Here is a 19925-nt window from a genome sequence, read left to right on the forward strand (position 1 = left end):
TGGGATTGGGCCACTATGGCGGGCGATACGCCCTATCCCAATGCAAGGGACCCCTAGATGAGACTGACCGACATATCGCTGAACTGGCTGCTTCCCGGCGCCGTACTGCTCCTGGGCATGCTGGTCGCGGTGGCGGTGCTGACGCGCTCCAAGCGGTCCGGCGGGGAGCACGCGAAGGACGACTCGTGGGAGCGCAGCGAGGAGCGGCGTCGGCGCAAGGAGGCCATCTACGCCAGTGCCTCCTACGTGCTCCTGTTCTGCTGTGCGGCGGTGTCCGCCGCGCTCTCCTTCCATGGACTGGTCGGCTTCGGCCAGCAGAACCTCAACCTGAGCGGCGGCTGGGAGTACCTCGTGCCGTTCGGCCTGGACGGCGCGGCGATGTTCTGCTCCGTCCTCGCGGTGCGCGAGGCCAGCCACGGTGACGCGGCGCTCGGCTCCCGGATCCTCGTGTGGACGTTCGCGGGCGCGTCCGCCTGGTTCAACTGGGTGCACGCGCCCCGGGGCGGCGGCCACGCCGGTGCTCCGCAGTTCTTCTCCGGCATGTCGCTCTCGGCCGCCGTCCTCTTCGACCGCGCGCTGAAGCAGACCCGCAAGGCCGCCCTGCGTGAGCAGGGTCTGGTGCCGCGTCCGCTGCCGCAGATCCGTATCGTGCGCTGGCTGCGCGCCCCTCGCGAGACCTACAAGGCCTGGTCGCTGATGCTCCTGGAGGGCGTGCGCTCCCTGGACGAGGCGGTCGACGAGGTACGCGAGGACAAGCGGCAGAGCGAGCAGAACCGTCTGCGCCGCCGCGAGCAGGAGCGTCTGGAGCGGGCCCAGCTCAAGGCCATAAGCCGGGGCCACCGGGGCTTCGCCGGGCGTCTCGGCCGCCAGGACGAGGTGCACCAGGTCGAGCGCGCGCCCTCCCAGGCCGCAGCGGAGCCTGCCATATCGGCGCCGGAACTGCCCGTACGCTCTCGGCCCTCCCTTCAGCCGGTCCGCAAAGGGTCTGACCCGATCACGGTCGACCTGACCGCGGAGGACGACACAATGGCGCTGCCGCGGCTCGACTCGCTGGAGCGCAAGCTCAAGGACCTTGAGCAGCAGTTCGGTTAAGCACCGGCTGCCGTACGACACCTCGGGACGGGGGCGTGACCTTGAAGGTCACGCCCCCGTCCCGTCGTATACGAGGTGCACGAAGGACACGAAGAGGCGGCTACGCGGCCTCCGCGTCCAGTTCGAACCACACCGACTTGCCGACCTCGTGCGCCTGTACGCCCCACGCGTCCGCGAGGGAGTCGACCAGCACCATGCCCCGGCCGTGTGTGCCGTCACCGCTGCCCGGTACGCACACGCGTGGCCTGCGGGCCACGAAGTCCCTCACTTCCACGCGTAATTGGCTCGGACCGACGACGGCCGTCAGCACGGCCTCGCGGTCGGTGTGGACGAGTGCGTTGGTGACGAGTTCGCTGGTGAGCAGTTCCGCTATCTCGGAGCGGCCCGGTTTCCCCCAGTGCCGCAGCAGTTCCCGCAGTTCCCTGCGGGCCTCGGGCACCGCCCGCAGATCCGCCCGCCCCAGCCGGCGACTCAGCTGCGACGGGTGTCCCCGTTCCGTCGTGTCGGTCTCTTCCCCCGCGGTCTTCGCCGAGGAGGCCCCGATGGCCACGGGACCGCCCCCTCGTGCCTGACTCTTCATGACCCCCGCCCGCACGCTGTTGCCGGATCCCCTCCTGATCGAACACGTTCACGGGGATCCATGCCCGCTCGGGCACGGGCCAGTCATGTCACGGAGATGACGCCGGGGTGTTCGGCCATGTCCTGCGCGCGCCCCGGCTCGTACGTCGCCTCCCGGACCGTCCCGTACGCGCCAACGGTGCCGTGGACCAGGCGTGAAACAGCCCCTCGTGCACCCCCCGGAGCTGTTTCACGCGGTCAGCGGCACCGTCGAAGCTGGCCGAAAACCCGCCCTGCCGGCTACTTGCCCCCGAGACCCCTGGTGCCGATGTGAATGATCTTGTGGGTGCGGCGGTTCATGTCGACGACCACCTTCGTGGGGCCGTTGCTGCCCCAGGTGAAGGTGATGACGGCCTCGGTGTGGTTCGCCGTGCCGTTGTCCGTGACCTTCCACTTGAGCGGGGTGTTCTGGGCGCGCAGCACCCCGTCCGCGTGCTCACGGTTCTCCCAGGCCGTCAGCTTCTTCAGGTAGGTGGGGTCGATGTAGTACGCGCGCAGGGCGGTGGTCAGGTGGCTGCCGGTGTCCGGGTTGCTCTCGGCGTCGATGTAGGCGCCGTAGAAGTCGGCGATGCGGGTGATGTTGTCGGCGGGGGAGCCGCTGACGGTGCGCGGTGCGCCGGCCGAGGCCTGGGCGGTGGCGCCGAGCCCGAGGGCGACGGCGAGGACGCCGGCGGTGAGGACGGCGCGGGTCTTGCTGCTCATGTCTGTACCCCGTGTTCTGTGCGTGCTGTACGAGTGGGTTGCCGCGACTCGGCCGACTGGTCGGTCCGGCCCTGGTCGGTGCGACACCAGAAGCATCGGCGGTCGTCTGCGGCGATCGCAACGGACAGCGCCCGTTCCACCGCCCTGGAACCATCCCAGCCCCGTTGACGTGCAGGTATATGAGTGCCTGGGATGGGGACGACCGGGGGAAAGGTGCCCGTGCGCGACGATGTCGAGGAGTTCGCGGCGCTGCTGCGGCAGTTGAAGGACCGCACGGACCGGAGCTACGGCTCGCTGGCCCGCCGACTCCACATGAACACCTCCACCCTGCACCGCTACTGCGCGGGCGAGGCGGTGCCGCAGGACTTCGCTCCGGTGGAACGCCTGGCGGCGTTCTGCGGGGCCGCACCGGAGGAACGGCTCGAACTCCACGAGCGCTGGCTGCGCGCGGTGGCGGCACGCCAGCGACCGCGCACGGCGGTGCCGGCACCGGAGCCAGAACCCGAACCGAAGGCAGAGCCCGGACCGGAGCCCGCCCCGCGCCCCTGGTACCGCCGTCGCCGCACCCTGGTCGCCGCCGCCGCGGCCACCGTTCTCCTGGCGACACTGGGCACCCTGGCCGCCCTCCCGGGCGACCGGTCCACCACCGACGTGGCGTCCCGCTCCCCCGGTCCCTCCGGCACAACGGCGGCAGGCGGCGCACAGCGGCACGACACCTCACCCGTCGGCTCGACGCCGAGCGCCACCTCCCCGACACCGACATCGACACCGTCCTCGGGCGGCGCGCAGCCCTCCTCGCCCGCCGCCGTCCCCCTCACCTGGACCGCCGACTCCCAGCTCTGGGAGCTGGGCTGCGACCACGACTACGTCATCGACAAGCAGCCGGCCCAGGTCCCGCCGCCGCCCGCCCCGCAGGACGCCGGCCCCTGGGCGGCCACCCAGAGCGCGGTGCACGGCGGCAACACGATCGTGCAGGTCTCGGTGCAGGGGCGGTCGTCCACGGCCGTGGTCCTGGAGGACCTGCGGGTGCGGGTCGTCGGCCGTACCGCGCCCGCGCCCGGCATCGCCTACTCCACGGCCGACGGCTGCGGCGGCGGGCTCACCCCCCGCTACTTCGACGTGAACCTGGACAAGGACCGCCCCATCGCCCGTCCGGTGGCCGGTGAGGGCCCGGACGGGAAGACCGTCTCGACCATGCACCTGCCCTACCGGGTCTCCGCCACGGACCCGGAGGTGCTCCGCGTCAAGGCGAACACGGCCGGCTGCGACTGCCGTTGGTACCTCGAACTCGACTGGTCGTCACAGGGCCGCTCCGGCACGGTCCGGATCGACGACCACGGCCGGCCGTTCCGCACCAGCTCCATCAAGGGCCTGAAGCACTACTGGTACGGCTCCGCGGCGGGCGTCCGCCAATGGGTGCCCGTCGACTGACCTACGGCCGTGGCACGTTGCGCAGATTGGAGCGGGCCATCTGGAGCATCCGGCCCACACCGCCGTCGAGCACCATCTTGGACGCGGAGAGCGCGAAGCCGGTGACCATCTCGGCCTTGATCTTCGGCGGGATGGACAGCGCGTTGGGGTCGGTGACGACGTCGACCAAAGCCGGGCCGGGGTACTTGAAGGCGTCCCTGAGCGCACCGGCCAGCTGCTTGGGCTTCTCGACCCGCACCCCCCAGGCACCGCAGGCGCGGGCGACCCCGGCGAAGTCGGGGTTGGTGTTGCTGGTGCCGTAGGCGGGCAGGCCCGCGACCAGCATCTCCAACTCGACCATGCTGAGCGCGGAGTTGTTGAAGAGGACCACCTTGACCGGCAGGTCGTACTGGACCAGGGTCAGGAAGTCGCCCATCAGCATGGCGAATCCGCCGTCCCCGGACATCGACACGACCTGCCGCCGCCGATCGGTGAACTGGGCGCCGATGGCCATCGGCAGGGCGTTGGCCATCGAGCCGTGCGAGAACGAACCGATCACGCGACGGCGGCCGTTGGGCGAGATGTAGCGGGCGGCCCAGACATTGCACATCCCGGTGTCGACCGTGAACACCGCGTCGTCGTCGGCGAGTTCGTCGAGGACCGAGGCCACGTACTCCGGATGGATCGGGACGTGCTTCTCGACCTTCCTGGTGTACGCCTTCACCACCCCCTCCAGCGCGTCCGCGTGTTTCTTGAGCATCCGGTCCAGGAACCGCCGGTTCTCCTTGGCCCGCACGCGCGGCACCAGACAGCGCAGCGTCTCGCGCACATCGCCCCACACCGCAAGGTCGAGCCGGGAGCGGCGGCCGAGCACCTCGGGGCGGACGTCGACCTGGACGATCTGCACATCGTCGGGGAGGAAGGCGTTGTACGGGAAGTCGGTGCCGAGCAGGATCAGCAGGTCGCACTCGTGGGTGGCCTCGTAGGCGGCGCCGTAGCCGAGCAGCCCGCTCATGCCGACGTCGAACTCGTTGTCGTACTGGATCCACTCCTTGCCCCGCAGGGCATGGCCGACCGGCGACTTGATCCGCTCCGCCAGCTCCATGACCTCCGCGTGCGCCCCTGCCGTGCCGCTGCCGCAGAACAGCGTCACCTTGTCGGCCGCGTCGATCATCGCGACGAGCTTGTCCAGTTCGTCGTCGCCGGGACGGACGGTGGGCCGTGAGGTGACGACGGCGGCCGAGGCGGTCTGTTCCGGGGCGGGCTGGTCGGCGATGTCACCCGGCAGGGACACCACGCTCACCCCGCTGCGGCCGACCGCGTGCTGGATGGCGGTCTGGAGCAGCCGGGGCATCTGCTGGGGGCTGGAGATCAGTTCGCTGTAGTGACTGCACTCCTGGAAGAGCCGGTCCGGGTGGGTCTCCTGGAAGTAGCCGAGGCCGATCTCGCTGGAGGGGATGTGGGAGGCGAGGGCGAGGACCGGGGCCATGGAACGGTGGGCGTCGTAGAGGCCGTTGATGAGATGCAGGTTGCCCGGGCCGCAGGAGCCGGCGCAGGCCGCCAGCTTGCCGGTGATCTGGGCCTCGGCGCCGGCCGCGAAGGCGGCGGTCTCCTCGTGGCGGACATGGATCCAGTCGATGGCGGAGTTGCGGCGGACGGCGTCGACGACGGGGTTGAGGCTGTCGCCGACGACCCCGTAGAGACGGCGTACTCCGGCGCGGACGAGGATGTCGACGAACTGCTCGGCGACGTTCTGCTTGGCCATGGCGGACGGGTGCCCCTTCTCTCCGGGCGGATACCTCCCATCCACGCACAGCGGCCGCCGTCACGCCTCCCAGACGGCCGCCGCCGTACGGTCGTCGGCGTAGCCCTTGACCCGGACCTGGGCGTCCGCGAGGAACGCGGCGAGGCCGGGCGGAGTACGGCCGGACCAGCGCCGGGCCAGGTAGGCGCAGAGCGCGGGCTCGCCGCGCAGCGGGTCGGCGAGACCTCCGGTGCACATCACGAGGGCATCACCCGGGCGGGCTACCGAGGCCCGGAAGAGGAAGGGCTCACGGGGCGGCTCGGGGGCCGGTTCGAAGGGGCTCGGCGGGGTCGGGATGCCGAGGTCCATGGTGAGCCGGTCGCCCTCCGGGGTCTCGGCGGGCGGCGAGCCGAAGCCGACCACGGCCTCACCGGGGGTGTCGGCGTCGACGCGCGGCTCGATGTCCTGCCACTCGCCGTCCCGCAGCCGGAACAGTCCGCCCGTGCCGACGCCGAAGAAGACGCGGGTACGGCACTGGGGGTGGGCGGGGATGAGGAGGCAGCGCAGGCTGGCCGCGTACTCGTCGGAGGCGATGCCCTGTTCGGCGGCGCTGGCGCGGAGCTTGCCGAGGCTGCGGTCGGTGAGCCGGTGCAGCCCTGACTTGAGGTCGCCGCGCCGGGCGGCCTGGATGTCCGCGGTGAGCCGCTGGTGGCTGCGGCCCACGGCGCGGGCGATCCACTCGCACACCTCGGCGGCGGCCCGGTGCGCGCCGGGGGTGGCCCGGGCGCCGGTGGCCATCGCGACGAGGACCAGGGCCTGGTCACCGGACCCGAACCGGGCGGTGAGCAGCGCGTCACGGCGCGGTTCGCCCCGGTACCGGGCAGAGTCGCCGCGCTGCGAGACGGCCCGCAGCGTGCAGGCCCCGTACCGGGCGCCGTCCAGCACGGTGTCGGCGACCAGATCCTCGAGTTCGTCCGGGTCGGCGACGGGCAGAGCGGTGGGCTCCGCGTCGTAGGTGGGCGGCCCCGAGCCGACATAGTCCACGGCGGAGAACGAGCCCCCGAGCGCGGAGTACGAGGCGCCCGGAGCCGAGGACGGCACGGCCGGGGTGGCGGCCCAGGCGGCCGGATCGGATGGCGAACCGACCGAGGCCGAGGACGAGGTGGCCGGGGTGGAGGGCGAATCGACCGGGTCCGAGGACAGCGCGGCCGGGGTGGCGGGCCAGGCGGCCGAGGCCAAGGACGAACCGACCGGAGCCGAGGACGGCGCAGCCGGATCGGATGGCGAACCGACCGGGTCCGAGGGCGGCGCAGCCGGGGTGGAAGGCCAGGCGGCCGGGGCCGAGGGCGGCGCAGCCGGGGCCGAGGGCGGCGGGGCTGGGATCGGGGCGGATGGTGGGGTGGTCGGGGGCGAGGGTGGCGGGAGGGTGGGTACGTCGAAGCGGGTTGTGGGGTGGGGGGACGTCGGGGCCTCGACCGTCGGCGGCAGGTCCTGGTCCTCCTCGTCCCACGGCCAGGACTTCGGGTCCGCCTCGGCGTCCGCGCCGGGCGCGCGCTGCGCGGGCACGGTCGGCGGTGGCTGCCGGTCGTGGTCGCCCGGATCCTCGGCGACGCCCCGCCGTCCCGCCACCGTGTGCTTCGCCGACGCGAAACGGTCGTCCAGCGAATCGGGCGCGGCCGTGGGGCCGGTGTCCTCGGTGGAGTCGTCGTACAACTGCCCCCACCAGTCGTCCTCATGACGGGCGGGCCTACCCCCTGGCTGGCTCATGCCCCTAATTGTCCACCGCACGGGCCGGATGAAAACGGGGCATCCGGAAAATCCCGCACCCGAACCCGTATCGAACGGCGCATCGAGTGACAGTCTGAACGCCCGTACGAGGAAAGGGAATCGACGACACGCGTGGGGCGGACGGCGCGGCTGACACGTGTGAGTCGCCGGGTGGTCCCACCCCCCACGGGAGAACCACCCGGCGACACCGGAGTGACCCGGCCCCAGATCCCCTACGCACGCGTCATGGGCCCGGGTCACCGTTCGCACGGCCGGACGCGGTCGCGTCGGCCGGAGGGCCAGATTGTGACGGGTGTTCCTGGCGAACAGCTGTGAATCACCCGTCGGATTCCCATCGACACACGTATACGTGACGGGGGCCGGGTGGCCCGGGGCCGACCCGCACGGCACTCTGGGCAGATGGGAGCAGGGGAACTCCTGCTGGTCGGCCTGGTGCTGGTGCTCGGCCTGTGCGGAGTGATGGTGCCCGGCGTGCCGGGTTCGTGGCTGGTGTGGGCCGCGGTGCTGTGGTGGGCGCTGTACGACCCGCGCCCGCTGGCCTGGGCGGTTCTGGTCGGCTCCACCGTGGTGCTGCTGCTGTCGCTGGTGGTGCGCTGGGCGCTGCCGCCGCGCCGGCTGCGGGCGAGCGGCGCGACCCCCCGGATGGGCGTGTACGCCGGGCTCGGCGCCCTGCTCGGCTTCGTCCTCGTCCCCGTCGTCGGCGCGGTCCCCGGCTTCATGGCCGGTGTCTACCTCCATGAACGGCTCCGGCTGGGCCGGCGCGCCGAGGCGACGGCCGCGCTGCGCACCACGATGAACGCGGGTGGCTCCAGCGTGCTGGCCGAGCTGTTCGCCTGTCTGCTGATCGCGGCGGGCTGGCTGGTGGCGGTGGTCTGGGGCGGCTGACCGGCACCGGCCGTTCAGAACAGGTCGGCGAGCGGGACGGCGGCGGCCAGGGCGCTCATGCCGGTGTCGTTGAAGTGCAGATGGTCGCCGGGGTCGTAGGCGGGCCGGATGCGCTGCGGATCCTCCGGGTCGCGGACCACGGCGTCGAAGTCCACGTACGCGTCGAAGACCTGTCCGGAGCGGATCAGCGCGTTCACCTGTTGCCGTACGGCCTCCCGGGCCTCGGTGTAGCCGCTGTAGCCGCCGTCCGGTGTGAGCGTCGCGCCGATGACCCGGATCCCGCGCGCATGGGCGCGGGCCACGATGGTCCGGTAGGCGCGCACGAAGTCACCGGGATCCGTCGCGTCCGGGGTGCCCTTGATGTCGTTGATGCCTTCGAGGACGACCAGGGTCCGGACGTCGGAACGGGCGACGGCGTCCGCGTCCAGCCGGTTGAGGGCGCCCGGTCCGCCGGTGCTGTCGGCCAGCAGACGGTTGCCGGAGATCCCGGCGTTGAGGACGCCGAACCGGAAGGGGCGCAGCCGTTCGGCGAGCCGGTCGGGCCAGCGGTGGTTGGTGTCGGTCGAGGAGCCGTTGCCGTCGGTGAGGGAGTCGCCGAAGGCGACCACGCTGCCGTGGGCGTCGCCCCGTACGTCGACGCCGGTGACGTAGTACCAGTGGTCGGTGGTCCGGGTGTACGCGGCTCCGGCCTCGTCGGCCGCCCGGCCCGCGCCGTCCGGGTCCAGGTAGCTGGTCTGGAGCGCGACACGGTGGAAGGTGGCCGGCCCGGAGTCGCCCGGGGTCTCCACGGTGACCAGCAGATCGGCGGCGGCCGGAACCGCGAGCGGCACCGGATCGCTGACCAGGTCCTGCCCTTCGGGTACGACGGCTGTGCCGGCGCCCCGGAAGGTGGCGATGCGCATCGAGCCGGGTACGGCGTCCGGGCCGTGGCCGTGTCGCAGGGCGACGGTGACCGCGCCGAGCCGGAGCGGGACACTGCCGAACCGGTTGCTGATCCGCACCCGCACCGCGCTGCCGCCGAGGCTGAGGTGCACGACGTTGCGGAACGCGGCGCCGGCAACGGCGGGGCTGGTACCGGAGGGCGCGGCCTCCCAACTCCCGGTCCAGGGCGAGGGGTTGTCGTCGGCGCCGGCCCGCCCCGTCGTACCCACCAGCAACAGCAGCGCCACCGCGAGAACCTGCCCGACCTTGCCCATCCACACCCGCTTCCGTAGGCCCACTGGAGGGGAAGGTGACATACGGGGGCCGAGCCGGGCGGCAACTCGTCCGGGGTTCCACTCGGGTGGCGGAGCGTGGAGCCGTACATCGATACGGCCCCGCACCCGGGCAAGGGCTCTCCCCCAAGTCCTAGTCGGTCTCCACCGCTCCCTCCAGCCCCAGCAGCCGGACCTTCCGCTCAAGTCCCCCCGCGTACCCGGTCATCGAGCCGTCCGCGCCGATGACCCGGTGACAGGGCCGCACGATCAGCAGCGGGTTGGCGCCGATGGCTCCGCCCACCGCCCGGACCGCCATCCTGGACGCCCCGATCCGCGCGGCGATCTCCCCGTACGTCGTCGTCGCCCCGTACGGGACATCGTCGAGCGCACCCCACACCCGCTCCCGGAACACGGTCCCGTGGGTACTCAACGACAGCTGGAATTCCTTGCGTTCGCCGGCGAAGTACGCGGCGAGCTGCTCCTCGGCCGCCCGGAAGGGGCCGGGGTCCCGCTGCCACCCCGCCTCGACGCTCCGGCCGCCCTTCTGTCCGGGGACGGACAGCGAGGTCAGCGCGCCGTCGGCGTCGGCGGTGAGGAGCAGCTCCCCGACCGGCGAGGCGATCCGCGTCCAGTAAGTGACACCCATCAGTTCCTCAACTCTCCTTGCAACAGCAGATGTCGGACGGCGTACGACCGCCACGGCCGCCAGTCGTCCGGTACGTCGAGGCCGGGCGGGGCGACGTCGGGGTCGCCGAGCGCGCGGACGCGGATCGTGGCGACGACCGCCGGCCCCATGCCGGGCAGCGCCCGCAGCGCGGCCTCCGCGTCGTCCCGGTCGGCGCCCGGGTCCAGCCGTACCGTGCCGTCCGCGAGCGCCGTGGCGAGTGCGCCCAGACTCCCGTCGGGCTCGGCCCCGGCGAGCACGGCGGGCTCCGGGAAGAGGTGGGTGAGACTCCCGGACGGGGCGTCCAGCGTCTTGCCGTACCGCTGGACCAGCCGCTCCGCGTCGGCGCTCCCGGTCAGCGCCCGTACGGCCGCCTCCGCCGGATCCGCGGCGCCGGGCGAGCGCAGCCCGGGCCGGGCGGCGACCAGCGGAGCGAGCCGCGGGTCGGCGGCGAGCCGCTCGTCCACGGCGTACGGGTCGGCGTCGAGGTCGAACAGCCGGCGCAGGCGCTGTACGGCGGTGGTCAGGTCGCGCGGGTCGGTGAGGCGGAGCCGGGCTTCCAGCCAGCCGCCGGGATGGGCACCGCTGCTCGCGGTGGTGGTACCGCCGCGCTCCTCGACGGCGACGACGGCATGGCCGTACGGCAGCCGCAGGGTACGGCGGTAGGTGCGGGCGCCGGCGGTGCCGGTGACCTCCTCCACGCCGGGCACGGCCTCGCGCTCCAGCAGGTCGAAGACGGGGCGGGCCTGGTACGGGCCGCGGTGGGCGAGCCGCAGCGGGATCCCGGTGGCCGGGGAGCCGCGCCGGGCGCCCCGCCCGCCCGGCGCCGCCTCGCGCAGTCCGCTGGGGGTCGTGGCGTACACGGCGCGGACCGTGTCGTTGAACTGCCGGACGCTGGCGAACCCGCTCGCGAACGCGATCTCCGTGACCGGCAGCTCGGTGGTCTGCAGCAGCGTGCGTGCGGTGTGGGCCCGCTGGGCGCGGGCGAGGGCGACCGGGCCGGCGCCGAGTTCGGCGGTGAGCTGCCGCTGCACCTGGCGTGCGCTGTAGCCGAGCCGGTCGGCGAGGCCGCCGACGCCCTCCCGGTCGACGACACCGTCGCCGATCAGCCGCACGGCCCGGCCGACGACGTCGGCGCGGACGTTCCACTCGGCGGAGCCGGGGACGGCGTCGGGCCGGCAGCGGCGGCAGGCCCGGAAGCCGGAGCCCTGTGCCGCGGCGGCGGTGCGGAAGAAGCGGACGTTGCGTCGCTTCGGGGTGACCGCCGGACAGCTGGGGCGGCAGTAGATCCCGGTCGTCTCGACGGCGAAGAAGAACGCGCCGTCGAAGCGGGCGTCGCGGCTGCGGACCGCCTCGTACCTGGTGTCCTCGTCCATCACATGTTCCAGTGTGAGCGATACGGAGCCCCACGACCGGCGGAAAACGGACACGACGCTGGTACCGGGACCGGTGAAGAAGCGCCGACTGCAGCGCCCCTTCAGGGGCGCGGGGACATGCTCGCTCAGCCCCCACGCACCCCTGCCCGGACGGCTACCGCCACCGCCCCCGCTTCGCCTCCATCGCCGCCCTCCCCTCAGCGCCCTTGCGCTTCCAGTCCTTCTTGATCTCGGCCCGCACCCGAGCGTCCGTCTTCGCGACGATCCACTGGTTCTCCCGCATCAGCTTGCGGTAGCTGTCCAGCCGGCGCTCGGGCAGCTCCCCGGTCTCCACCGCGAGCCGGACCGCGCACCCCGGCTCGCTCTCGTGCCCGCAGTCGGAGAACCGGCACCCCTCGGCCAGTTCCTCGATCTCGGCGAACACCTGCCCGACCCCGGTCTCGGCGTCGAACAGCCCGACACCGCGCAGTCCCGGTGTGTCGATCAGTACTCCTCCGCCCGGCAGTGCGAGGAGGTTGCGGGTGGTCGTGGTGTGCCGGCCCTTGCCGTCCACGTCACGCGCGGCCCGGACGTCCATCACGTCCTCGCCGAGGAGCGTGTTGGCGAGGGTGGACTTGCCGGCGCCGGACTGGCCGAGCAGCACCGACGTACCGGAGCCGACCAGGGCGACCAGCGCGTCCAGGCCGTCGCCCTGGTGCGCGCTGACCGTCAGGACCGGCACGCCGGGTGCCGTCGTCTCGACGTCCTCGACGAGATGCGCGAGCGTCACCGGGTCCGGGACGAGGTCGGCCTTGGTGAGGACCACGACCGGCTGCGCCCCGGACTCCCAGGCCAGCGCCAGGAACCGTTCGATACGGCCGAGGTCGACCTCGACGGCGAGGGAGATCGCGACGATCGCGTGGTCGACGTTGGCCGCGAGGATCTGCCCCTCGGACCGCTTGGAGGAGGTGGAGCGCACGAAGGCGGTACGGCGCGGCAGATACGCGCGTACGTAGCGGGGGTTGCCGCCGGGCTCGACGGCGACCCAGTCGCCGGTGCACACAACCCGCAGCGGATCGTTGGGGGTGACGAACGCGGTGTCGGCGCGCAGCGTCCCGCCGGCGGTGACGACGTCGCACTGACCGCGGTCGACCCGGACGACACGTCCGGCCAGCAGTCCTTCGGCGTCGTAGGGGGCGAACTCCTTCGCCCAGGTCTCGTCCCAGCCGTAGGGAGCGAGCACGGAGAAAACAGCAGAGCTGGAAGTCAAGGGTGACCCTTCACAAGGGTGGCCCCGGCACACGCACGGTGGCGTGAGAGTGGAAAAGGTCAGCCGGAGACCACGGAGGTGGAGTGGATGAACTTCTGGTTGCGGGCAGCGCCCATCACAGAGACAGCCATCGGTCACACCTCCCGTTCCTCGCTCGGCCGACAGCAGCGGCGAACAGCCGCTGCGTGAAGCGAGCCTCACTCTAGATGCGCGCACATTCGGGCGCCAACGATTTATGGCAGGGCCACGGGCCATGTCTCCGCGGGCGGTGTCGTACCGGGCACGGAATGATTGCGGCATGGGCGTCCCGGCACGACGGCGCCTGAGCTGCGGCAGCATGACGGTCCATGAGCAGAGACCGCTATGTCGACTTCCTGCGCGCGTGGGCGATCGCGCTGGTGGTCCTCGGCCACTGGCTGATCACGGCCCTGGTCCGGGAGCCCGGTGGGCAGATCACCGCCCCGGAGTTGCTGGCGGTCGTTCCCTGGACCCAGTGGCTGACCCTCGCGTTCCAGATCATGCCGCTGTTCTTCCTGGCCGGCGGCCATGCCGCGGGCGGTTCCTGGTCGCGGGCCCGGGCGGCCGGAGGTACGGCCGCCGGGTGGCTGGGGCGGCGGGCGCTGCGGCTGCTCCTTCCGGTGGGCGCCTACAGCGGTCTGGTGCTGCTCGCCGTCGGTGTCTGTTCGGCGGCCGGCGTGGACGCGGACACGCTCGCGCTGGTGGGCTGGGCGATGGCGATGCAGTTCTGGTTCCTTCCGGTGTATCTGCTGCTCAGCGCCCTGACACCACTGCTGTATGCGGCGCACCGGCACTGGGGGCTCCGCGTCCCGTCGGCGACGGGGGCGGTCGCCCTGGCGGTCGACGTGCTCGTGGTGGCGGCGCACATGCCGTATGTCGGGCTGCTCAACTACCTACTCGTATGGGGTGTCGCCTACCAGCTGGGATTCTGCTGGCGGGACGGGCTGCTGACCGGGCGTCGGCTGGTGCCGTTCGCGATGGCGGCGGGCGGCGGGGTGGCCTTTGCCGCGCTCGTGGCCTTCGGGCCGTTCCCGGTCAGCCTGATCCTGGTGACGGGGCAGGCCCCCGGCAACACCGATCCGCCGTCGGCCGCGATGCTGGCGTGGGTGGTGGCCCAGGTCGGGCTGTGCCTCCTCGCCGCGCCGCCGGTGCGACGGCTGCTGGACCGCGAGCGGGTGTGGCGCGTGGTTCGCCCCGTGGGCGCGGCCAGCATGACGCTGTATCTGTGGCACATGCTGCCGGTGCTGGCCGTCGCCGCCGCGTTCTACCTGACCGGCCTCGCGCCCGAGCCGGGTCTCGGGTCCGCCGCATGGTGGGCGCTGCGCGTGCCGTGGCTGCTGATCCTCGGCCTCGTCCTGGCCGGCGCCGTGTCCGCGCTCGGGCCGCTGGAGCGCGGCCTGGCCGTGCTGTACGAACGGACCAGTCCGGACGCCGCCCCGCGCCGGGCCTGGCCGTTGTGGCTCGGCCTGGCCATGGCCGTCACCGCCCTGGCCCGCCTGGCCGTACAGGGCTTCGCGCCCGACGGCCGCTTCCCCGCACTACCGGCCCTGGGCCTGGCATCGGGCACGGCACTGGTGATGCTCACCCGCCGGACGACGTCACCCCGACTCGGCCGGCCCATGAAGACCCGTACTCCGGGCCGCGTGTGACGAGATTCGACGGACGGGTGCTGCGTCTCGCGGACCTGCTCGGCCTTGCGGATCGGCTCGGTGCGGGGCCGGCTGTCGTACCGTCGAGTCCGTGCACCGGTACGCCGTGACCAGCAGCCGTCCGCTGTCACTCGGTGTCGTCCGGGCGGAGGGTCAGGTCCAGGAGGCCGGGGAAGCGGGCGTCGAACTCCTCGCGGCGTAGCCGGTTGAGCCGTTTGGGGCCCTGGTCGCGCTGTTCGACCAGGCCGGCGTCGCGCAGGACCGAGAAGTGGTGGCTCTTCGCGGCCCGGCCGACCGGTACGTCGAAGTTGCTGCAGCTGAGCGCCCAGTCGGGGTGGCCGGCCAGGTCGCGGACCAGCTGGATGCGCACGGGATCCGCGAGCGCGGACAGGGCGGTGAGAAGCGGGACGTCGTCGGGGTGCGTGTGCACGGGTGCCGGACGGTGACTCGTGCCTTCGGTCCGGTCCGCCATTTCGATGTCCTCCTCGCCCAGTGTTCGATGACCATCGTACAGTGCTAGTGTTCGCTTCCGGTTGAACACTCGCGGAAGGGTGGTTCTGCGTATGCGTGCGGTCGAGTTCCATGAGTACGGCGGTCCCGAGGTGCTGCGCGTCGTGCGGACCGCGGCACCCGAGCCGGGCCCCGGTCAGGTGACCGTCGAGGCCGCCTGGGCGGGGGTGAACTTCGCGGACGTCAAGGCGCGCGCCGAGGGGTACCGGGTGGCGTCGCTGCCCCACCGTCCGGGTCTGGAGGTCTCCGGGCGCATCCGGGCGGTCGGGGAGGGCGTCGCGGGTCTGCGGGCGGGACAGCAGGTCATCGCACTCGTCGACGGCGGCGGCTACGCCGAGGTCGTGCTCGCACAGGCCGCGAGGGTCTTCCCGTTGCCCGAGGGGCTGGACCTGCGGACCGCGGCCGCGCTGCCCACCGTGCTGCCCACCGCGCACGCCCTGGTCCACGAGGTGGGGCGGCTGCGGGCCGGGGAGAGCGTGCTGGTGCACGGCGCGGCGGGCGGCATCGGCACGGCGGTCGGGCAGCTGGCCCGGGCAGCGGGCGCCGGCGCGGTGTACGGGGTGGCCTCCAGCGACGCCAAGGCCGACTACGCACTCAAGCACGGCTACGACGAGGTGTTCCGGCCCGGCACCTTCGAGACGGACGTCCGCCGGGCGACCGGCGGCAGGGGCGTCGACCTGGTCCTGGACCCGGTGGGCGGCGACACGCTGCGCCGCGGTCTGGAGGCGCTGGCCGTCTTCGGGCGCCTGGTCTCCTTCGGCAACGCCGGGGGCGCCGAGCCCTGGCGGGCCGGACAGGACGAGCTGTACGCGCAGGGCCGCTCCGTAGCGGGCTTCTCCGTGCTCGGCCTCGCCCGGTCCGCACCCGAAGCCCTGCGTGCGCTCACCGAACGCGGCCTGCGCACCGTCTGCGACGGAGTGGTCGTCCTTCCCGTCACCGCCGAGTTCTCCCTGTCGGACGCGGCCGACGCACACCGGCTCATCGGCGGACGCACGTCCACAGGCAAGCTGCTGCTGCGCATCACCGACTGACCGCAGCCTCCCGCGCACCTCGGCCCGTTCACCATGGGATCTTCGGCCGGAACCACGGAACCCCGCTGTCCCCGCTCGCTGGAACTCCGGGGGGCGTTGAGGGCTCATGGCCGGCTGGCCCATGTCCGGCCGACCATGGCGGTGGGATCGACGATGCGGTCGAAGTCCTCGGCGCAGCCTCCGCGATGTCGATCGGTTTGGAGGTGGCCACGCCGTCGTCGAGCGCCGCCTTGATCACCGCGGTCGCGGTGATCGCGGGAGGACTCCCGCAGGTTGTCCACCGGCGGCAGCAGAGAGGCGCCCGGCTCCGACAGGTCGACCTGGTCCGCGACGGCCTGTGCGGCCGCGATCAGCATGCCCGGCGTCACCTGGGACGCGCCGGAGACGATCGTGCCCAGGCCCAGGCCCGGGTGGAGCAGCGCGTTGTTGGCCTGCCCGATCTGGTGGGTCACGCCGTCGTGTTCCACGGGCGCAACGGGGATTCCGGTCGCGACGAGCGCCTTCCCCCCGGACCAGGCGATGACGTCGGCGGGCATGGCCTCGATACGGGAGGTGGGGTTGGAGATCGGGAAGACGGCGCCTGTCCCGTCGCACGACCGACGGGACGCCGGGCGAGTCAGTTCGTCACGATGCCGTGCAGGAGCAGGTCGATGAGTCTGCCGGCCAGGTCGCGTTGCCCCTCGCTGCCGGCCATGAGGCTGATCCCGCCGAGGGCCATCAGTACGTCCCGGGCATCGACACCCGGTCGCGCCTTGGACTCGGTCTGTGCGGCGGCGAGCAGGTGGGAGATGGCGTCGGCGAGCAGGGCCCGGGTGTGCAGCCGCTCGCTCTCGTCGGTCAGCACCACGGCCAGCGCATCGGCCATGCCCTGCTTGGCGGCCATGAAGTCGATGAAACGCTCCATCCAGGACCGCAGCGCGTCCACCGGTGGCTGCGTGGCAGTGAGGTGCGGTGCCACCTCGCACAGGCGCTGCACCTCCTGCCGATAGACCGCCTCGATGAGCAGTTCCTTGGACGGGAACCGGCGGTAGAGCGTGCCGACTCCGACGCCGGCCGCACGGGCGATGTCCTTCACCGAAGCACCGGCCCCCTCACGTGCGAAGGCGGCCGCCGCCACCTCCAGCAGCCGGTCCTCATTGCGCTGCGCGTCCGCACGCAGCGGCCTCCGCGGCCGCACCGCGTCCCCCTCGTGGCCAGTCACTCTCGACTCCCTTCCTGCCGCACTTGCTACCGGAACCGGTTCCGCTTAGCCTCGTAGGTGAACCGGAACCAGTTCCGGATATGAGCGTACGACGGCCCGTGCCCCTGTGCCACCGGCCGTCCCCTCAGACGCGCCATTCCCCCCTCTTGCTGGAGATTCCCATGACCGACAACCTCGTCACGACCCCGTTCGGCGCGCAGACGACCGCCGCGGAGACACTGGCCGGCATCGACCTGAGCGGCCGGCGCGCCATCGTCACCGGAGGCACCTCCGGCATCGGACGGGAGACCGCTCGGGTCCTCTCCGCCGCCGGCGCCGAGGTGGTCGTCGGGGTACGCAACCTGGCCGCAGGAGTGCAGGTCGCCGAGGAGATCACCCCGTCGGGCGGCCCCGGAACGGTGCGCGCCGCGAGGCTCGACCTCGCCGACCAGACCTCCGTACGCGCCTTCCTGGAAGCATGGCGGGGACCGCTGCACATCCTGGTCCTCAACGCCGGCGTGATGGCTTCGCCGCTGGAGCGGACGAAGGAGGGCTGGGAGATGCAGTTCGCCACCAACCACCTCGGTCACTTCGCCCTGGCCGCCGGTCTGCACAGCGCCCTGGCGGCCGCCCGCGGCGCACGCGTGGTCGCCGTCAGCTCGGTCGGCCACGTCAACGGCGATGTGTGCTTCGACGACATCAACTTCGAGCAGCGCCCTTACGACCCCTGGGCGGCCTACAGCCAGTCCAAGACCGCCAACGTCCTGTTCGCGGTCGAGGCGGGCCGCCGCTGGGCTCCCGACTCGATCGCCGTCAACGCCCTGAACCCCGGCCGCATCACCAGCACCCGGCTCGGCCGCCATATCGGGGACATCTCCAACAGCCCGTCCTCGTTCGACGCCACCAGCACCGATGTGTCCTGGAAGAACATCGAGCAGGGTGCGGCAACCTCGGCACTGCTCGCCGCCTCCCCGCTGGTCGAAGGTGTGACCGGCCGCTACTTCGAGGACTGCAACGAGGCCGGCCCGCACCGGCCCGGTGTGCGCCGGGGAGTGGCCGCCCACGCCGTGGACGCGAGAAGCGCGGCCAGCCTGTGGCAGATCTCCCTCGCCATGGTCGCAACCGCCGGCACGACGGTCTGACGACCACGTCATCGGCCATCTCCGCGATACCGCCGCGTGACCGTTCGCGCCCGGAGCGACCGTTTGCCGGCCGGCGCCGGCATCGGCGCGGCGACCGCCCTGAGCCCGGCCGCGGACGGCGCCGTCGTCGCGCTCGTCGCCCGGCGCCGCGACCGGGTCGAAGGGCCGGTCGAGAAGATCCGCGCAGAGAGCGGGAAGGCGCTCGCGGTGGAGGCCGGCATCACGGAACAGGACCGGGCGGCGGCCGCGGTCGAGCATGTGGTCGCACAACTCGGCGGCTTGGCCATCCCGGTCCCCACGCGGCGGCTTGGCCATCCCGGTCCCCACGCGGCGCTGCCGCACCTGTTGCGCGCCGCCGAAGTCTCCCCCGCGGCGTCGCGGACCCGGTCAACAGAGGTCATGCGACAGCGCGTGTGCGTCCCGAGGACATCGCCCACACGGTGGTCTTCGTCGTCACGGGCGACCGCCGCGTGTCGGTCAACGAGGTCCTGGTCCGGGCCCCCGATCAGAGTGGGCAGGTCCCGTCGCCGCGCGGGCGATCAGAGTCCGTCGACCGCGACGACGGCCGCCGCGAAGCCCTGCGGGTCCTCCTGCGGAACGTTGTGCCCGACGTCCAAGGTCCGGTGCGCGTATGCGCCGGTGAACTTCTTGCGATAGGCCGACCCGTTTCCCGGAGGCGTGAAGGGATCGTGCGCTCCGTCAATGGTGATCGTCGGCACCGCAATGACCGGGCCCGCGGCAAGACGCTCTTCCAGTCCGTCGTACCGGCTCTCACCCTTTACGAGGCCGAGCCGCCAGCGATAATTGTCGATCACGATGCTGACGTAGTCCGGATTACCGAAGGCCGCTGCCGTGCGATCAAAGGTCGCGTCATCGAAGTTCCACGTCGGCGAGTTGAACTTCCAGACGAGTCTGGCCAGGTCGCGCCGGTATTCCTTGAGCCCGAGCACGCCCCTCTCGGTGGCGAAGTAGTACTGATACCACCATGCCCATTCACTCTTCGGCGGCGATGGCATCTTGTTGGCTTCGACGTTTGCGATCAGGTAACCGGTCACGGACACCAGCGCTTTGCAGCGATGCGGCCAGAGAGCCGCAATTATGTCGCCGGTCCGCGAGCCCCAGTCGTAACCGGCGAGGATGGCCTTGTCGATCCTGAGGGCGTCCAGCAGGGCGATGATGTCGACAGCGAATACCGACTGTTGGGCGTTCCTGGGTGTTGTGCTGGAAAGGAATCGAGTCGTGCCGTGGCCGCGCAGATAAGGAACGATCACCCGGTATCCCTTTGCCGCGAGCAAGGGCGCGACCTCGGTGTAGCTGTGAATGTCGTAGGGCCAGCCGTGCATGAGTACGACCGCGCGCCCGTGCACAGGTCCGACCTCGGCATAGCCCACGCTCAGATCCCCGGCCGAAATCTGCCTCACCGGGCCGAATGATCTCCGCGTCGCGCCGGTGACCACAGGGCGAGCCGCGCGCTCTCCGTCTTCGGACTGCGCTTGTGCACTTCCCTGCAATCCGAACTCGGTGGCTGTCGCAGCCACCGCCGCGGCGCCGAGGAATCGGCGACGACTATGCGCGAACCTGGGCTCTTCCATCGCTGCGTCTCCTTGTTCGCGGCGGCGCCGACGGCCACGGACGGTGACACCACGAACATGGCCAGGTACTGGCACAAGC

General features: G+C 72.1%; 19 protein-coding genes. 7 read left to right on the forward strand and 12 right to left on the reverse strand.

What is annotated here, in order from left to right:
- The first annotated feature begins 57 nt into the window (after positions 1 to 57).
- Positions 58 to 1092, forward strand: coding sequence for a DUF2637 domain-containing protein (locus ACIRR9_RS38720; RefSeq protein ID WP_365341346.1), 1035 nt, complete (start codon positions 58 to 60; stop codon positions 1090 to 1092).
- Positions 1093 to 1192: 100 nt separating this feature from the next.
- On the opposite strand, the gene ACIRR9_RS38725 is transcribed toward ACIRR9_RS38720, so the two are convergent.
- Positions 1193 to 1642, reverse strand: coding sequence for an ATP-binding protein (locus ACIRR9_RS38725; protein WP_123973026.1), 450 nt, complete (start codon positions 1640 to 1642; stop codon positions 1193 to 1195).
- A gap of 308 nt (positions 1643 to 1950) precedes the next feature.
- Complete coding sequence (locus ACIRR9_RS38730; RefSeq protein ID WP_403762110.1) at positions 1951 to 2412, reverse strand: hypothetical protein; 462 nt, start codon at positions 2410 to 2412, stop codon at positions 1951 to 1953.
- A 192-nt stretch (positions 2413 to 2604) separates the two neighbouring features.
- Between ACIRR9_RS38730 and ACIRR9_RS38735 the strand changes: the two genes are divergently transcribed.
- Positions 2605 to 3843, forward strand: a complete 1239-nt coding sequence (locus ACIRR9_RS38735; protein WP_403762113.1) for a helix-turn-helix domain-containing protein — start codon at positions 2605 to 2607, stop codon at positions 3841 to 3843.
- 1 nt (position 3844) lies between these two features.
- On the opposite strand, the gene ACIRR9_RS38740 is transcribed toward ACIRR9_RS38735, so the two are convergent.
- A complete protein-coding gene (locus tag ACIRR9_RS38740; protein ID WP_403762116.1) occupies positions 3845 to 5587 on the reverse strand; it encodes a pyruvate dehydrogenase in 1743 nt (580 codons plus the stop codon).
- Positions 5588 to 5647: 60 nt separating this feature from the next.
- Complete coding sequence (locus ACIRR9_RS38745) at positions 5648 to 7333, reverse strand: protein phosphatase 2C domain-containing protein (protein ID WP_403762119.1); 1686 nt, start codon at positions 7331 to 7333, stop codon at positions 5648 to 5650.
- 420 nt (positions 7334 to 7753) lie between these two features.
- On the opposite strand from ACIRR9_RS38745, the gene ACIRR9_RS38750 reads away from it, so the two are divergent.
- On the forward strand, positions 7754 to 8239 hold the full coding sequence (locus tag ACIRR9_RS38750) for a DUF456 domain-containing protein (RefSeq protein WP_403762122.1): 486 nt from the start codon (positions 7754 to 7756) through the stop codon (positions 8237 to 8239).
- A gap of 14 nt (positions 8240 to 8253) precedes the next feature.
- Here ACIRR9_RS38750 and ACIRR9_RS38755 read toward each other — a convergent pair whose 3' ends face one another.
- The 4 genes from ACIRR9_RS38755 to rsgA form a co-directional block, all read right to left on the reverse strand.
- Positions 8254 to 9435 carry an SGNH/GDSL hydrolase family protein gene (locus ACIRR9_RS38755; protein WP_403762125.1) on the reverse strand — a complete coding sequence of 394 codons (1182 nt, stop codon included), beginning with the start codon at positions 9433 to 9435 and terminating at the stop codon, positions 8254 to 8256.
- A 151-nt stretch (positions 9436 to 9586) separates the two neighbouring features.
- A complete protein-coding gene (locus ACIRR9_RS38760) occupies positions 9587 to 10081 on the reverse strand; it encodes a methylated-DNA--[protein]-cysteine S-methyltransferase (RefSeq protein WP_403762128.1) in 495 nt (164 codons plus the stop codon).
- Complete coding sequence (locus ACIRR9_RS38765; protein ID WP_403762131.1) at positions 10081 to 11475, reverse strand: DNA-3-methyladenine glycosylase 2 family protein; 1395 nt, start codon at positions 11473 to 11475, stop codon at positions 10081 to 10083. Before ACIRR9_RS38765 ends, ACIRR9_RS38760 begins: the two co-directional genes overlap by 1 nt.
- Positions 11476 to 11629: 154 nt before the next feature.
- Positions 11630 to 12724: a ribosome small subunit-dependent GTPase A gene (rsgA, locus tag ACIRR9_RS38770; RefSeq protein WP_403762134.1), complete on the reverse strand. Its 1095-nt coding sequence runs from the start codon at positions 12722 to 12724 to the stop codon at positions 11630 to 11632.
- 347 nt (positions 12725 to 13071) lie between these two features.
- On the opposite strand from rsgA, the gene ACIRR9_RS38775 reads away from it, so the two are divergent.
- Positions 13072 to 14391, forward strand: coding sequence for an acyltransferase (locus ACIRR9_RS38775; RefSeq protein WP_403762137.1), 1320 nt, complete (start codon positions 13072 to 13074; stop codon positions 14389 to 14391).
- A gap of 127 nt (positions 14392 to 14518) precedes the next feature.
- On the opposite strand, the gene ACIRR9_RS38780 is transcribed toward ACIRR9_RS38775, so the two are convergent.
- The gene (locus ACIRR9_RS38780; RefSeq protein ID WP_403762140.1) at positions 14519 to 14863 is read right to left on the reverse strand and encodes an ArsR/SmtB family transcription factor; all 345 of its coding nucleotides are present in this window, start codon (positions 14861 to 14863) and stop codon (positions 14519 to 14521) included.
- Positions 14864 to 14954: 91 nt separating this feature from the next.
- On the opposite strand from ACIRR9_RS38780, the gene ACIRR9_RS38785 reads away from it, so the two are divergent.
- A complete protein-coding gene (locus tag ACIRR9_RS38785) occupies positions 14955 to 15932 on the forward strand; it encodes a zinc-binding alcohol dehydrogenase family protein (RefSeq protein ID WP_403762143.1) in 978 nt (325 codons plus the stop codon).
- A gap of 104 nt (positions 15933 to 16036) precedes the next feature.
- Here the strand turns inward: ACIRR9_RS38785 and ACIRR9_RS38790 are convergent, their stop codons facing one another.
- Both ACIRR9_RS38790 and ACIRR9_RS38795 read right to left on the reverse strand, forming a co-directional pair.
- Complete coding sequence (locus ACIRR9_RS38790; RefSeq protein ID WP_403762146.1) at positions 16037 to 16468, reverse strand: malic enzyme-like NAD(P)-binding protein; 432 nt, start codon at positions 16466 to 16468, stop codon at positions 16037 to 16039.
- Between the two features lie 80 nt (positions 16469 to 16548).
- Positions 16549 to 17133: a TetR/AcrR family transcriptional regulator gene (locus ACIRR9_RS38795; protein ID WP_403762149.1), complete on the reverse strand. Its 585-nt coding sequence runs from the start codon at positions 17131 to 17133 to the stop codon at positions 16549 to 16551.
- Positions 17134 to 17294: 161 nt separating this feature from the next.
- On the opposite strand from ACIRR9_RS38795, the gene ACIRR9_RS38800 reads away from it, so the two are divergent.
- Both ACIRR9_RS38800 and ACIRR9_RS38805 read left to right on the forward strand, forming a co-directional pair.
- The gene (locus ACIRR9_RS38800; protein ID WP_403762152.1) at positions 17295 to 18254 is read left to right on the forward strand and encodes an SDR family NAD(P)-dependent oxidoreductase; all 960 of its coding nucleotides are present in this window, start codon (positions 17295 to 17297) and stop codon (positions 18252 to 18254) included.
- Positions 18255 to 18290: 36 nt separating this feature from the next.
- The gene (locus ACIRR9_RS38805; RefSeq protein WP_403762155.1) at positions 18291 to 18911 is read left to right on the forward strand and encodes an SDR family NAD(P)-dependent oxidoreductase; all 621 of its coding nucleotides are present in this window, start codon (positions 18291 to 18293) and stop codon (positions 18909 to 18911) included.
- On the opposite strand, the gene ACIRR9_RS38810 is transcribed toward ACIRR9_RS38805, so the two are convergent.
- Positions 18794 to 19846, reverse strand: a complete 1053-nt coding sequence (locus tag ACIRR9_RS38810) for an alpha/beta fold hydrolase (RefSeq protein ID WP_403762158.1) — start codon at positions 19844 to 19846, stop codon at positions 18794 to 18796. The two genes, ACIRR9_RS38805 and ACIRR9_RS38810, sit on opposite strands and share 118 nt — an antisense overlap.
- Positions 19847 to 19925 lie beyond the last annotated feature (79 nt).

The sequence above is a fragment of the Streptomyces sp. NPDC101234 genome, from assembly GCF_044767525.1.
GTDB lineage: Bacteria > Actinomycetota > Actinomycetes > Streptomycetales > Streptomycetaceae > Streptomyces > Streptomyces sasae.

Excerpts from the sequence above, each read along its gene's own strand:
- ACIRR9_RS38810 (WP_403762158.1), bottom strand. The coding sequence starts at position 19,846 with ATGGAAGAGCCCAGGTTCGCGCATAGTCGTCGCCGATTCCTCGGCGCC.
- ACIRR9_RS38765 (WP_403762131.1), bottom strand. The coding sequence starts at position 11,475 with ATGGACGAGGACACCAGGTACGAGGCGGTCCGCAGCCGCGACGCCCGC.
- ACIRR9_RS38760 (WP_403762128.1), bottom strand. The coding sequence starts at position 10,081 with ATGGGTGTCACTTACTGGACGCGGATCGCCTCGCCGGTCGGGGAGCTG.
- ACIRR9_RS38750 (WP_403762122.1), top strand. The coding sequence starts at position 7,754 with ATGGGAGCAGGGGAACTCCTGCTGGTCGGCCTGGTGCTGGTGCTCGGC.
- ACIRR9_RS38755 (WP_403762125.1), bottom strand. The coding sequence starts at position 9,435 with ATGGGCAAGGTCGGGCAGGTTCTCGCGGTGGCGCTGCTGTTGCTGGTG.
- ACIRR9_RS38780 (WP_403762140.1), bottom strand. The coding sequence starts at position 14,863 with ATGGCGGACCGGACCGAAGGCACGAGTCACCGTCCGGCACCCGTGCAC.
- ACIRR9_RS38800 (WP_403762152.1), top strand. The coding sequence starts at position 17,295 with ATGACCGACAACCTCGTCACGACCCCGTTCGGCGCGCAGACGACCGCC.
- ACIRR9_RS38790 (WP_403762146.1), bottom strand. The coding sequence starts at position 16,468 with ATGCCCGCCGACGTCATCGCCTGGTCCGGGGGGAAGGCGCTCGTCGCG.
- ACIRR9_RS38745 (WP_403762119.1), bottom strand. The coding sequence starts at position 7,333 with ATGAGCCAGCCAGGGGGTAGGCCCGCCCGTCATGAGGACGACTGGTGG.
- ACIRR9_RS38730 (WP_403762110.1), bottom strand. The coding sequence starts at position 2,412 with ATGAGCAGCAAGACCCGCGCCGTCCTCACCGCCGGCGTCCTCGCCGTC.
- ACIRR9_RS38785 (WP_403762143.1), top strand. The coding sequence starts at position 14,955 with ATGCGTGCGGTCGAGTTCCATGAGTACGGCGGTCCCGAGGTGCTGCGC.
- ACIRR9_RS38775 (WP_403762137.1), top strand. The coding sequence starts at position 13,072 with ATGAGCAGAGACCGCTATGTCGACTTCCTGCGCGCGTGGGCGATCGCG.
- ACIRR9_RS38720 (WP_365341346.1), top strand. The coding sequence starts at position 58 with ATGAGACTGACCGACATATCGCTGAACTGGCTGCTTCCCGGCGCCGTA.
- ACIRR9_RS38740 (WP_403762116.1), bottom strand. The coding sequence starts at position 5,587 with ATGGCCAAGCAGAACGTCGCCGAGCAGTTCGTCGACATCCTCGTCCGC.
- ACIRR9_RS38735 (WP_403762113.1), top strand. The coding sequence starts at position 2,605 with ATGGGGACGACCGGGGGAAAGGTGCCCGTGCGCGACGATGTCGAGGAG.